Below are 13,368 nucleotides of genomic sequence, written 5' to 3'. Positions count from 1 at the left end.
CCTAGTCCCTACTATCTATTTCATACCTATTTTGGATAAAAATTATCCAAAATAGGTATAGTCTATCTATAGTTTATAGCGCAGCAAAACAGCTTCACAAATAACTGGAAGATAATAGCTATGCAGAGTTATTTATAATTATTATAACTTAATAAACAATTACTATATTAAGCCGCTTCTTTAACTTCCTCAGGAGAGACAGCTTTATTAGAAGAAGCTTTAGAGCGAAGAAGCTTCATAATTTTGTCATTAGCCTCTTTATAATCAACACCATCACAAGCGGCAATTTCACCAACAAGACGAGAAAGAGCTGATTCATAGATCATACGCTCGCTGTAAGAACGCTCTGACTGGTCAACATTTTGATGAAGATCTCTTACGACTTCAGCTATTAGGTTAAGATTTCCAGAATTAATCTTTGTCTCATATTCCTGTGCCCTGCGTGACCACATACCACGACTTGTACGTGCTTTACTTTTCAGAGTAACAATAACCTTCTTAATTTCCTCAGCGCTACTTACCGGACGAAGACCAGCGGACGCAGCCCTTGCCATAGGAACTCTCAGGGTCATTTTATCTTTTTCAAATGAGATAACTAAAAGACGAAGCTCCGTACCTGCTATTTGCTGGGTTTCTTCCGCCATAATTTTACCGACACCATGAGTAGGATAGACCACGTGGTTACCAATTTTATAAAGATTCTTCGCTGAATTATCCTTAGACGTACTTTTCTTAACCGCCGCTGTAATTGGAGTTACTTTAGCGGAAGTTTTCTTAACAGAACTTTTTTTGGTAATGACCGTAGACTTTTTAGATTTTGCCACTGGTTTAACTTTCTTATCTTTTTTGCTGTTAATGCTTATAACTTTCTTTTTCAAATTCTTCTCAGCCATAAAAATTTATTCCCAATAATTATGCGGTCATGATAAGACCAGTTTAACTAATACAACCCTAACTGCGGCAAATCTCAACTAATCAGACACAATATATGGTATACCATAGGTTAATTACTACTACAAATCGTAACAGAAAACTTAAAACGGTGTTTATTGTAACATATTATTAAGGAAGAATAAAGTATTTATTATTAATTTATCTAAAATACTAGGAAATATAAAATAATTACTAATATTCAATATATTAAGCAATTAATTATCACCTGGATTTTTGCTAAAATATTTTTCATATTTACCAGTTTCACTTTTTAAGGCATCAGCATCTGGTAATGGATCCTTTTTCGCGGTTATATTAGGCCATTTGACTGAATATTCACGATTTATTTCCAGCCAATTAAGTAGCTCGTCAGATTCTGGAGAAATAGCCTCCGCTGGGCATTCAGGTTCACAAACACCACAATCAATACACTCGTCAGGATTAATGACCAGCATGTTCTCTCCCTCGTAGAAGCAGTCAACCGGACACACCTCAACACAGTCAGTATATTTACACTTAATACAGGCATCGGTTACAACAAAAGCCATGATGGTCTCCAAATAATGTTAGGTAGCAAAGCTATTCGCTAAATAGCAACAAAAAATTACTACTACAATAGACAAAACTGGCTTGTCCAGCTTTTTATTGCCTAAAGAATATATATTATGAACGCTATTTACCTGAATCTTAATCTTCTTATTTTCTGCTTAATTACCATTGTTTTGATCCGCATTGAAACCAGCAAAAAATATATTAGAACAAACGATAAAGCCATTGAGTAAAGAGGAAGACGCATCGACGGGTCTATCGCGTTACCCTCCTGCCTTATCACACTAGCTGGCTGATGCAGTGTATTCCACCATTCAACTGAAAAATGGATGATTGGTATATTGACAAAACCTACTAACGCCATGATAGCGCATATTTTTTTACCTTTTTCTTGAGTAGCGTAACTATCAGAAAGAGCGATATAGCCTATATACATAAAAAATAGCACCAAAACCGAAGTAAGCCGTGCTTCCCACTCCCACCATGTTCCCCACATTGGTTTTCCCCATATAGAGCCAGTTATAAGAGCTATCAACGTAAAAGCCGCGCCAAGAGGAGCGCTAGAACGGGCGGCTATATCAGCAAGCGGGTGCCGCCATATCAGAAATCCGGCTGATGAGAACGCCATAATACTATATACCATAAGCGCAAGCCATGCCGCTGGAACATGTACATACATAATCCGCACAGTTTCCCCTTGCTGCCAATCGGAAGGAGATATGATTAGGGCTTCCGCAAGTCCAAATATCAGTAAGAAAAAAAGTAATACTGACAATAATGGAAATAATTTATCTGTAATCCTTATAAAACGGGCTGGGTTCGCTAAACTATGAAACATGTTTCAATCCTGATTGGTGTTTATATGTTTATTTATAACTTGTGAATCAAACTTTCAAACATTAAAACTGGTTATATAACCACATAATTATAGAGGTGTTTTATCATGCTGTCTGGAAAAACGATATTTATTACTGGAGCCACCGCTGGATTTGGGTTGGCATGCGCTGAGTTGTTTACAAAAAATGGTGCGAAAGTAATCGCAACAGGACGTAGGGAAGATAGGTTAGAAGAGCTTCGGAAAAAACTCGGTGATAATCTATATACCGCAGTAATGGATGTACGAGATAGAGATGAGGTAAATAATGTCATAAAAAATCTACCAGCTGATTTTTCTGATGTTAATACTCTTGTAAATAACGCGGGGCTAGCTCTTGGTCTTGCGCCTTTTAACGAACAAAATGATGATGATATGGAGCAAATGATCCAAACCAATATTATGGGAGTTCTATATTGTACAAAATTATTACTACGAGGAATGATTGAGAAAAATAATGGTCATATAATAAATGTAAGTTCAATAGCAGGAACTTATCCATATCCGGGTGGTAATGTCTATGGAGCTACTAAGGCTTTTGTAACTCAGCTTTCTCTTAATTTAAGATCCGATCTTCTTGGAAAAAATATCAGAGTGACAAATATAGAACCAGGTATGGCGGAAACTGAGTTCTCAATGGTACGTTTTGCTGGTGACAGACAGAAAGCGGATAATGTCTATAAAGGCATGAAACCACTTAGCGCTGAGGATATAGCACAGACTATACTCTGGACAATATCAAGACCACAACATGTAAACATAAATAGAGTAGAAATCATGCCTACTAATCAGGCGTTTTCTCCATTCGCAGTAAATAGAAACAAGTAATATAGATTGGGAACTAGGATTTCAGGTTGAGTGTAAACACTAATATTTCCTTTTCTATTGTCTATTGGTCTTTATATCTGATTACCCCAAGCGTCAAGCTGCTGATTACCCCAAGAATCAGATAATGTTCTACCCCAAGCGTCAGTCTTTACGCCCCAAGCGTTGGTTGATGAGGAATTCCCCCACACATCCGTACCTGTACTACTCCATACATTTACCCCTTGCGGGGTCGCTGGACCATGTATATTGCCTCCCGCCTTTCTTGCCTCCTCAGCCTTTCTTTGATTAGCTAGATATGGACTATTTTTGTTTATTATATCCACTATTTTTGAGACAACTGGATATGATTTTGGTTTATACTGACCAACCATCTGTCCATATATGGTGGTTATCATTCCATTCTTAAGATTAACTTTAGCGACCACATTTCCCATTTGATCAGAAATATCACCTTTTTTATTTATTCTACCATTAATAAACCCTCTAACTTCTATCTCTACCCTCTTCCTTTCCTTCTTCATTTCCTTTTCAAGTTCCATCATCGCCATTAATTCCATAGTTTTCTCGGCTGATTTTGACCTTTTACGGTTTTGCGATAGTTGACCTCCCATGCTAAACTTATGACCTTCTCCACTAGCTATTCTGGCTTTTGCTTCAGAAATCTTCATATCCATAAGTTTCTTGAAGGTTTCAGGAGTTATTTTACCATCTTTTTTAATGGCCTCACGCATAACCTCTTTTGAGGTTTTTTTCTGTGTCATCTTCTTACTTCGGTAGTTATGAAAGCCGGGCATTACTATCTCCGATATAATATAAAATTTAACAAAATAATTAATTACTATATATTATAGAGAATTTTTAGGATAATATCCACAACCATATAACAAAATTCACAAAACTGTAATAAAGTAGGCATTATATGAAAAATAGTGGTTTAATAATAATATTGGCTATATTGCTGACTGGTTTATATACGAGTTTTTCCTATATTACACATGCCGAGCAAAAATTAACCTCGGATGAAGTATCATTTAATAAAGAACAAATATTTATCGCAACCAAAAATGGTAAGAAAGAATATAAGGTTGAGATAGCCTCTACGATAAAACAATTAGAAATTGGGCTCATGTACAGGAAAAATCTGCCAAAAGATAATGGTATGCTATTCCTTTTTAACAAAGAACAAAAAATATATATGTGGATGAAGAATACTTACATATCTCTTGATATGTTATTTATAGATAATTCTGGAAAAATCGTTTATATTGCGGAAAACACAACACCCAATTCTTTGGATATAATAAGCTCGGGAAATATACCAGCACGCGCCGTACTAGAATTAAACGCTGGAGACGTGAAAAAAAATGGTATAAGTATCGGTGACAAAGTAATTTATAAGGTTTTTGAATAATGAAACTCTCTGTATATATTATAATTACTGCATTATCTTTAATATTATTTACTGGTCGTGTTTCTTTTGCCGCAGAAGAAATTATAAATAAAAACAATGCTCCTACCGTAAATAGAAACGCGAAAATAAATACTGGGAATATTATATACAAAAAAAATAACGCCGCATTTGATTATCAGCGTACCCAAGTGACAATATTAAGAAAATCTATGCCAGTTACTCAAAATCCTAAAGAGGCAATGCCATGGCGAAAAGATGATACAAACAAAATCATACGACCAAAGATAGAGCCTTTGGTGTTTGATGTGGAAATGCGTAATGCTTATGACTTCTATAAAAATAGCGGCTGGTTTAATCTGAGCAATTTTTCTGAGGAATCAGGAATTATGTTAGTATTTAATGAGCCTTCAATTGAACCGGTGGTAAATACGGGAAGATACTCTCCCGTTGATATATTATTTATTGACCAGACAGGTATCATACGACAAATCGTTCCTAATATAGTTTTGGCGAATCTTGAGGAAAATATATATCCAAAGGATAAAACTCTGGCTTTTCTATTCTTAAATGGCGGTATATATAGTAAGTTTTCTGTTAATGTTGGTGACGTGGTAGTGCATCCTATTTTCAAGAAGAAACCGGTCATACTGAATTCACCTAGCGATAAATCAAATAATAATGATAATTCTCATAGCGATTACCTAGATAAAATTACAAAAAATTAATTATATATTTAATTTTTTTGTATAAACAAATATTTATGAGTATACATAAAGATATTTTAATTTCGGTAATTTCTCCTTGCTATAACGAGGAAGAAGCCATTGGAGAATTTATTGAGCAAACAATAAAGGTGCTGGATGAGCATTTCCCAAATTATGAGTTACTCCTAATAGATGATGGCTCTAAAGATGGCACAGTAGAAAAAATATCCACCTATCAAAAAAACAATACTAACATCCGACTTATTAGATTTTCCCGTAATTTTGGAAAAGAAGCAGCGGTTACCGCTGGTCTTGAACATTCAAACGGTGAGATAGTGGTTATGCTAGACTCTGACCTCCAAGATCCACCATCACTCATACCGGAACTTGTTACAAAACTAGATTCTGGTTATGACATAGTTTCCGCTCAACATACCGTCCGTAAGAAAGAAAGTTGGCTTAAAAAACGTACGTCTAAAATGTTTTATCGTTTAGCGCAAAGAATGACAGGACTTGCTATTCCTGACACTGTTGGCGACTATAGAGTAATGCGAAGAAAGGTTGTAGACGCTGTTATAAGCGTTAAAGATAATGTGCGTTATATGAAAATGATATACGCTTATGTTGGATTCAGGAACGCTACTGTTCTTTATGAAAGAGAGCCACGATTCGCCGGTGAGACAAAATATAATTACCCACGACTTATAGAGGCGGCGCTTGACGCTATAATCTCTTTTTCTGATAGGCCACTACGCTATATTTCTCTTATGTGCGTTGGTATCTCTATATCAGCCTTCTTACTTACAATTTATGTAATACTCTATAAGATACTCGCCGGCAATACAGCGGAGATAGCTAATGGTTGGACATCGCTAGTTGTTTTAATAAACACTCTATTTTGCTTGTTATTCGCCTTTCTTGCCATAATATCAGAGTATATAAGCAGGATATTACGGGAAAGTAAAAGAAGACCTTTATATTTCGCTGAAGAAATTAAAGGTGGTCGTATTGATTACCCTTCCATTTTACCTAAAAAATAGATATACATAGCATAGTCGCTATAGTTGATGTAGTCAGCTATTGGGAATACTCTCTATAGTATTTATCAATTTCTATATGAAATTTTTATTATGAGCAGAATCATTAATTTATCGTTTGTATTAATTGGTATTATTTGCCTGAGCGCGTGTGCTCAACGTGATACTAAAGTGACCAATATTAATAGTTTTTCTGGTTATCCACCGATTAACTTTAATGTAAAACATATTGAGATAGTAGACTCATACACGCCTGATAAGAACTCTAACTTAGAGTATGAGATGCCATATTCACCAACGATGGCGATAAAAACATGGGCTAATAGTCGCCTAAACGCGGCTGGTAAGGATGATTTGTTACAGGTAATGATACACAAAGCATCCGCTACTGAAATAAAGAAACCAAAGGAAAAAGGTATTAGCGCCGCCTTTAAGAATAATGACAGCATATACGAAATAAAAATAGAGGTAGAGCTAAGAGTTTACGGTGGGGGCGCGATTTCTGACGCTAACGCTATAGCTAATGTCAGTAATTCTATGACTATACCAGCAAGCTATAATGTTATAGAACGAACCAACGCCTATATGAGTCTTCTTAATAAATCTATGAGCATGGTCAATGATAAAATGGAAGAAAACATATCTAAATATATGAATAACTATCTTGCTATATATTAGTGACGTAAAATGAATATATACCTTCCCATAGCAGAACTATCAGCAAATATATTCTTACTTCTCGGTCTTGGTGGACTTACTGGTTTGCTTTCTGGTATGTTTGGAGTTGGCGGTGGTTTTTTAATGACACCGCTACTTATTTTTATTGGAGTTCCTCCTAGTGTCTCAGTATCAACGGTCGCTAACCAGATGGTAGCGTCTTCAGTGTCTGGCTTCCTGTCACATTGGAAAAAAAATAATGTTGATTTCAAAATGGGGAGTTATTTATTAATAGGTGGTATGATTGGCTCAACTCTTGGTGTTGGGTTATTTAGATGGCTTAAACATCTCGGTCATATAGATCTAATAATATCAGTTACATATGTTACTTTCCTTAGCATAATTGGTTTAATGATGGCTATGGAGAGCTTTCGCTCTATATTCAAAATAACTAGAAAAACTAAAAATAAAGACCGTATATTGCTTGCGGAGAGACTTCCTTTCAAGGTTAATTTTCCACGTTCAAAACGCACCATTAGCATTATAATGCCAATATCTATCGGTGTATTTGTTGGAATTATGGTATCTCTTATGGGAATTGGTGGCGGGTTCTTTTTAATACCGGCAATGATATATTTACTAGGAATGCCAGCAAGTGTTATTGTTGGCACCTCACTGTTGCAGATTACGTTGGTCACCGCTAATGTGACGTTCCTACAAGCTATAACCACCCATACGGTTGACTTGCTTCTAGCTATTCTCTTGCTTACCGGTTCAGTTTTTGGTGTGCAATTTGGGATTAGAATCGGTGAAAAAATACCGGGTGAGTATTTAAGGGCGATGCTTGCGGCTATCGTTCTCGCTGTTGCCATAAAGCTTGGCTTTACTTTATTCGCTGTGCCAAGCAACATTTACAGCGTGAGTCTTATAAATGAGTAGCACCATAAGATATATATACAAATGTCAGTTTCTAACATTTATGGTATTCTTTTTTATTACTATATGGATTTCCATATATCCTGTACGGGCTACACCATTAATAGCTGACCTATCTAACTATCACATAGCTATTGATTCAAGTTTTAATGGTACACGTATATTTCTATTTGGAGCTAGAGTTGGAAATGGTGATATTGTTGTGGCAATACGTGGTGAGAATAGAAATTATATAATACGCAAAAAAGAAGAGATCGCCGGAGTATGGGTCAATAGGAAAAAAATGAAATTTTATCACGTGCCAAATTTTTACTCCATAGCAAGCAGTAAACCTTTATCTGAAATAAATAAATCTGTTATATTTGAGCAGTTGGGTATAGGAGATAATAACATAATACCAGCGTCGGAGAGCAGACTAAAAAACCCGTATTTTCAAGAGTTCAAAAAAGCATTCTTAGAATACCAGAAAAAAAGAAAGGTCTATACGGCACAAGACGATAAGATTGGTTTTATGGGAGAGACTTTATTCAAAACCGTCATAAATTTTTCTGATAATATACCACCTGGTAAATATACGGCTGAAATATATTTACTCAGGGATGGTAAGGTAATCGGCATGCAATCAACACCGATAAAAGTAGAAAAAAGCGGTTTGGACGCCTTTATATATAACTTCGCTCACCTCTCACCCGCTTTGTATGGAATTGTGTCTATTATCATAGCGCTAGGAGCGGGATGGCTGGCAGGACGGGTTTTTGAGAGAAGAAGCTAATATAAATTATACAAGCAGGAGGAATAAATGACTAACGATGAGCAAAATGATCTAGTTAATGAAGCACAAAATCCAGAAGAAAAACATATGCTACAGCAGGTAAAAACAGCGGCTAGTAGACGTTATCTTGTTTGTGTTGATGGTAGGGAGGAATGCAAAGTGGCGCTGCGGCTAGCTTGTATGAAAGCGATAAGTAAGACTGGTCAAATAACATTGTTGCATGTTGTCCCACCGGTTGATTTTCAGACACTTGGTTCAGTATCAGACCATATGCGAACAGAACGTTTACAGGAAGGTCAGGAACTTCTTTCAAAAATGAGTAAGGAAGCACAGGATAATTTTGGCATTAACCCAACGTTATTGCTGCTGGAAGGATCAGCCGGTGATAAAATAGTTGAGACCGCTATGAACGATCCTAACATAATAATATTAGTTATTGGAATAACTCATAGTCAGCAATCGGGGAAAGGTAAACTTTCGGCGTGGCTAGCTAGTCAGCTTGGTGATAATCTGCTTATTCCGATACTTATGGTGCCAGGTAATCTTACCGACCAACAGCTTTCAACCCTTGTGTAAAGACTTTATAGATGCAGGACGCGATAAAAATGTTACAGCGCATCGCAAGCGCGCTAGAGGCGGCACTTCCTAAAAATAAACCGCTATCTGATATTAAAAATGCTGATGCTTATATCTGGAACGCACAGGAAAAAGAGTTAGAACCTGTCCAATATCCAGAGTCGTTAGAGCTAGAGTTACTTAAGAATATTGATGAGCAAAAGGAAACATTGCTCGCCAATACCAAACAATTCGCTAATGGTTTTCCCGCTAACAATGTTTTGCTATGGGGGGCAAGAGGTATGGGAAAAAGCTCGCTGATAAAAGCTGTACATTCTCATATCAATAAAGAAAATCCTCATAGTGTTGTGTTGGTAGAAATAGGTCGTGAGGATATAGGAAGCTTGCATGAGCTTATTAAAATTCTGCGTGGTTGGGTGATAAGACGCTTTATAATTTTTTGTGATGATCTGTCTTTTGACACTAATGATAATAGCTATAAATCTCTAAAATCAGCTCTTGAGGGAAATATAGAGGGGCAGCCAGCCCATATCTTATTTTACGCTACCTCTAACCGTCGTCATCTGATGGCACGGGAGATGATAGAAAATGAAAAAAAGAACGCGATTCATGGTAGTGATGTTATAGAGGAGAAAATCTCTCTATCTGACCGCTTTGGTATCTGGCTTGGTTTTCACTCCTGCTCGCAGGATGCTTATCTTGCTATGGTTGAGGCTTACAGCGATTATTATGATATAAAAATAGACCATGATGACCTAAAAAAACAGGCGCTTGAATGGGCGATGACCAGAGGAGCGCGTAGCGGCAGGGTTGCCCAACAATTTATATATGACCTAGCCGGTAGAAGCGGTAAGAAGATATAATAAATAATATATTGATATACAATAAATAATTTATAAAAATCATCTATAAATCAATTGTCATATAACCTTAACTTTTATAAATATAGCGATAATGGTAGATTTATGGCGATAGTGGATTTAGTTGATTATTAAAGATAATTAGGAGAGAATTATGAACGAAGAAACTAAAAATAATCTAGTTGAGCAAAGGACGAATTCTTTGCAGCAAGCTATGGATGACTATGAAAGACTTACGGGAAAAAATAGTGAACGGAACATAGTACCTTATGCGTCACCAGAAAAAGCTGTTGAATCAATTAAAGAGGCTTTTGCAAGAAATGGTATCGGTGAGGTATCGGATGCAGCTAAAAGACACATGCAAAATGCTGTTGATGATATAAATAGAGTTGGTTATGAGAACGAAGGAAATCTAAACACCAGTTTGCCAAATATAAATGCTGGAAAAGCAAACAAGCGTTAAGCAAAAAATACCGTAATCTTGTGAGTCGTTAAGCTGCGCAGGATGAGGTATCTAGTAACATCTGATACTTTACTTCCTACATCTCAGTATAGTTAGGGCCACCGCCGCCTTCGGGAGTAGTCCAGACTATATTCTGGGTTGGGTCTTTTATATCACAGGTTTTGCAATGTAAGCAATTCTGGGCGTTAATCCGCAATTTTGGGTTTCCTGTTTCTTCCTCCACTATCTCATAGACGCTTGCTGGACAATATCTCTGCTCAGGAGCATCATAAACAGATAAATTTACTTCTACTGGCACACTATCATCCTTCAAGGTTAGGTGCGCTGGTTGGTCTTCCTCATGATTAGTGCTGGAAAGAAATACTGATGACATTTTGTCAAAAGTAATTTTGCCATCAGGTTTTGGATAATCAATTTTTTTGCACTCAGTGGCTTTTTTAAGCTGGTTATTGTCAGCGTGATTTTTGAAAGTCCAAAATGCTTTTCCACGCAACACAAACATGTCAAAAGCCGAGTAAAGCAAACCAAATAGCAACCCTTGATGGAAAGCGGGACGGATATTACGGGATTTATATAACTCCTTATACACCCAGCTTTTCTTTAGTGAATCCGTATAATTATCAAGCAATTTATCATCACCTGTTTTTACAGCTTCATATACCGCTTCTGCTGCCAGCATCCCTGACTTCATAGCGGTATGACTGCCTTTTATTTTCGGTACATTCATAAAACCAGCGGCACAGCCAATAATCGCCCCTCCGGCGAAGGTTAGTTTTGGTATGGACTGAAACCCACCTTCATTCAATGCCCTCGCCCCGTAGCTAATGCGCCTTGCTCCTTCAAATAGAGGTTTTATTTTCGGGTGAGTCTTAAAACGTTGGAATTCACCAAATGGGTCAATATAAGGATTGCCATAATCAAGACCTATAACAAACCCGACCGCCAGCTTATTATCCGCCATATGGTAAATAAATGATCCGCCATAAGTATCAGTGCTAAGCGGCCAGCCAACTGTATGAGTTACATTACCCTCATTATGTTTTTCCGGTTTTATCTCCCATATTTCCTTTATGCCAATAGCGTAAGTTTGTGGATCACAATTTTCTCTTAAATTAAATTCTTTCATTAGCTTTTCAGAAAGCGAACCACGACATCCTTCAGCAAACAGGGTATATTTCCCCCTTATAGTAACTCCTTGCTGATAGGATGGCTTTTTATTTCCCTGCTTATCAATGCCGAACTCACCGGTAATTACTCCACAAACCCTACCTTCCTCAATAAGCAAGTTAGCGGCGGGAAAACCAGCGAAAATCTCAACACCCATTGCTTCCGCCTGCTCTTTTAACCAGCGGCATAATTTACCTAGACTTATTATGTAGTTGCCGTGATTATTCATTATCGGAAGTGTGGGCAGGCGTATCCCCCCTCCTTTGCTCAGTAACAAAAAATTATCTTTCTTTACCGCAGTTTTTATTGGTGCTCCTTGCTCTTTCCAATCCGGCAGCAATTCATCAATAGCCTTTGTCTCAAAAACACAACCAGACAATATATGCGCGCCAACCTCAGAGGCTTTTTCCAAAATACACACTTTAATATCAGATGATAATTGACGTAGGCGGATAGCGGCGGAAAGTCCAGCAATTCCTGCCCCTACTATAACCACATCATAATTCATGGTTTCATTGTCTGATTCAGTATTTGTCATAATTGCCTCTGTATTGTATAGATAAGCTATTATAGCAGTTTATAATTTCTATAATTAGAAACTACTATAAAAACCACTACCGAAAGTGGTGGTTTTGCACTGTGACTTGTCTCGTCATAACCCTTTAGGGTGAAGACGGAAGCGAGTATTGAAGTTATTTTCAATATATTATTGAAAATAAAATATATTATATTAGTGATTCATTATAGAATATTATGAATAAAAAAGCATTACTAGAATGGCAATTTGAGGCAGGAATAGATGAGGCGGTTGATGAACTGCCCAATAATTATTTCAATATATCAAAAAGTAAATCCGTAAATTCTTCAAAACCGCAAAAATTATCTGAAAGTAATGATAATTCCAAAGTTCTAGGTAAACAGCATAATGCGCCGGTAAATAATAGCTCTGGGACTTCAAGCACCCTACATTTATCACCAACTAACGCGGAAAATGAGGCCGTAGCGATAGCTGGGAATTGTAATTCAATAAGTGAGCTTAAGGAAGCAATTGATAAATTTGAAGGTTGTCAACTAAAGAGAACAGCGACTAATACCGTATTCGCTGATGGTAATCCTAACGCGAAAATAATGGTAATCGGCGATATAGCTGGCGATGAAGATGATATGGTCGGCACCCCTTTTCTTGGAAAGTCCGGAAAGATGTTTGATAAAATGCTTATGTCTATAGGTCTTGACCGTGGCAACACCTACCTGACAAATATCATATTTTGGCGACCACCCGGTGGCAAACAAGCAAATCCCGAGCAAATAAAAATATGCCTACCCTTTACCCGCCGCCATATAGAGCTAGTTAAACCTGAATTTATCATACTACTTGGTGGTACCAGCGCTTGCGCTTTACTAGAAACTGAGCAGACTGTGGCAAAATTAAGAGGAAAAATACATGAATATAGCTATAACAACTTGGACATTAAGATAAAATCCTCTGTAATACATCATCCTTCTTACCTGCATAACAACCCTTCTTATAAGAAACAGGTTTGGAATGACCTGTTATTAATTAACGACATATTAAGGTAATAACATTTTGTTTTATATAA

At 36.9% G+C, this 13,368-nt stretch carries 16 protein-coding genes; 11 read left to right on the top strand and 5 right to left on the bottom strand.

Features of this window, described 5'->3' with window-relative positions; genetic code table 11:
* Positions 1 to 167 precede the first annotated feature (167 nt).
* The 3 genes from R3D71_04595 to R3D71_04585 all read right to left on the bottom strand — a co-directional run bounded on the left by R3D71_04595 (position 168) and on the right by R3D71_04585 (position 2,320).
* Positions 168 to 749, bottom strand: coding sequence for a CarD family transcriptional regulator (locus R3D71_04595; GenBank protein ID MEZ5690928.1), 582 nt, complete (start codon positions 747 to 749; stop codon positions 168 to 170).
* A gap of 399 nt (positions 750 to 1,148) precedes the next feature.
* Entirely contained in the window at positions 1,149 to 1,481 is a 333-nt protein-coding gene (locus R3D71_04590) for a ferredoxin family protein (protein MEZ5690927.1), read from the bottom strand.
* 128 nt (positions 1,482 to 1,609) lie between these two features.
* Positions 1,610 to 2,320 carry a heme ABC transporter permease gene (locus R3D71_04585; protein ID MEZ5690926.1) on the bottom strand — a complete coding sequence of 237 codons (711 nt, stop codon included), beginning with the start codon at positions 2,318 to 2,320 and terminating at the stop codon, positions 1,610 to 1,612.
* Positions 2,321 to 2,425: 105 nt separating this feature from the next.
* Here R3D71_04585 and R3D71_04580 point away from each other — a divergent pair, with 105 nt between their 5' ends.
* The gene (locus tag R3D71_04580; protein ID MEZ5690925.1) at positions 2,426 to 3,184 is read left to right on the top strand and encodes an SDR family oxidoreductase; all 759 of its coding nucleotides are present in this window, start codon (positions 2,426 to 2,428) and stop codon (positions 3,182 to 3,184) included.
* A gap of 71 nt (positions 3,185 to 3,255) precedes the next feature.
* On the opposite strand, the gene R3D71_04575 is transcribed toward R3D71_04580, so the two are convergent.
* Positions 3,256 to 3,945 (bottom strand): hypothetical protein, encoded by a 690-nt coding sequence (locus tag R3D71_04575; protein MEZ5690924.1) that lies wholly within the window; start codon positions 3,943 to 3,945, stop codon positions 3,256 to 3,258.
* A 158-nt stretch (positions 3,946 to 4,103) separates the two neighbouring features.
* Between R3D71_04575 and R3D71_04570 the strand changes: the two genes are divergently transcribed.
* The 9 genes from R3D71_04570 (at position 4,104) to R3D71_04530 (ending at position 10,600) form a co-directional block, all read left to right on the top strand.
* Positions 4,104 to 4,595 carry a DUF192 domain-containing protein gene (locus R3D71_04570; GenBank protein MEZ5690923.1) on the top strand — a complete coding sequence of 164 codons (492 nt, stop codon included), beginning with the start codon at positions 4,104 to 4,106 and terminating at the stop codon, positions 4,593 to 4,595.
* The gene (locus R3D71_04565) at positions 4,595 to 5,320 is read left to right on the top strand and encodes a hypothetical protein (protein ID MEZ5690922.1); all 726 of its coding nucleotides are present in this window, start codon (positions 4,595 to 4,597) and stop codon (positions 5,318 to 5,320) included. The genes R3D71_04570 and R3D71_04565 overlap by 1 nt, the downstream gene beginning before the upstream one ends.
* A gap of 35 nt (positions 5,321 to 5,355) precedes the next feature.
* Complete coding sequence (locus R3D71_04560) at positions 5,356 to 6,339, top strand: glycosyltransferase family 2 protein (GenBank protein MEZ5690921.1); 984 nt, start codon at positions 5,356 to 5,358, stop codon at positions 6,337 to 6,339.
* Positions 6,340 to 6,507: 168 nt separating this feature from the next.
* The gene (locus R3D71_04555) at positions 6,508 to 7,014 is read left to right on the top strand and encodes a hypothetical protein (protein MEZ5690920.1); all 507 of its coding nucleotides are present in this window, start codon (positions 6,508 to 6,510) and stop codon (positions 7,012 to 7,014) included.
* A gap of 9 nt (positions 7,015 to 7,023) precedes the next feature.
* Positions 7,024 to 7,932, top strand: coding sequence for a sulfite exporter TauE/SafE family protein (locus R3D71_04550; GenBank protein ID MEZ5690919.1), 909 nt, complete (start codon positions 7,024 to 7,026; stop codon positions 7,930 to 7,932).
* Complete coding sequence (locus R3D71_04545) at positions 7,925 to 8,701, top strand: TIGR02186 family protein (protein MEZ5690918.1); 777 nt, start codon at positions 7,925 to 7,927, stop codon at positions 8,699 to 8,701. Before R3D71_04550 ends, R3D71_04545 begins: the two co-directional genes overlap by 8 nt.
* 27 nt (positions 8,702 to 8,728) lie before the next feature.
* A complete protein-coding gene (locus R3D71_04540) occupies positions 8,729 to 9,277 on the top strand; it encodes a universal stress protein (protein MEZ5690917.1) in 549 nt (182 codons plus the stop codon).
* An 11-nt stretch (positions 9,278 to 9,288) separates the two neighbouring features.
* Positions 9,289 to 10,140: an ATP-binding protein gene (locus tag R3D71_04535; protein MEZ5690916.1), complete on the top strand. Its 852-nt coding sequence runs from the start codon at positions 9,289 to 9,291 to the stop codon at positions 10,138 to 10,140.
* 151 nt (positions 10,141 to 10,291) lie between these two features.
* Positions 10,292 to 10,600 (top strand): hypothetical protein, encoded by a 309-nt coding sequence (locus R3D71_04530; GenBank protein MEZ5690915.1) that lies wholly within the window; start codon positions 10,292 to 10,294, stop codon positions 10,598 to 10,600.
* A gap of 76 nt (positions 10,601 to 10,676) precedes the next feature.
* Here R3D71_04530 and R3D71_04525 read toward each other — a convergent pair whose 3' ends face one another.
* Positions 10,677 to 12,305, bottom strand: coding sequence for an electron transfer flavoprotein-ubiquinone oxidoreductase (locus R3D71_04525; protein ID MEZ5690914.1), 1,629 nt, complete (start codon positions 12,303 to 12,305; stop codon positions 10,677 to 10,679).
* A 215-nt stretch (positions 12,306 to 12,520) separates the two neighbouring features.
* Here R3D71_04525 and R3D71_04520 point away from each other — a divergent pair, with 215 nt between their 5' ends.
* Positions 12,521 to 13,348: a uracil-DNA glycosylase gene (locus R3D71_04520; GenBank protein MEZ5690913.1), complete on the top strand. Its 828-nt coding sequence runs from the start codon at positions 12,521 to 12,523 to the stop codon at positions 13,346 to 13,348.
* Positions 13,349 to 13,368 lie beyond the last annotated feature (20 nt).

The sequence above is a fragment of the Rickettsiales bacterium genome (assembly GCA_041396965.1).
Lineage (GTDB): Bacteria > Pseudomonadota > Alphaproteobacteria > Rickettsiales > SXRF01 > SXRF01.
The sequence above is the reverse complement of the archived record's forward strand: the minus strand, read 5'-3'. Positions and strand labels throughout refer to the sequence as shown.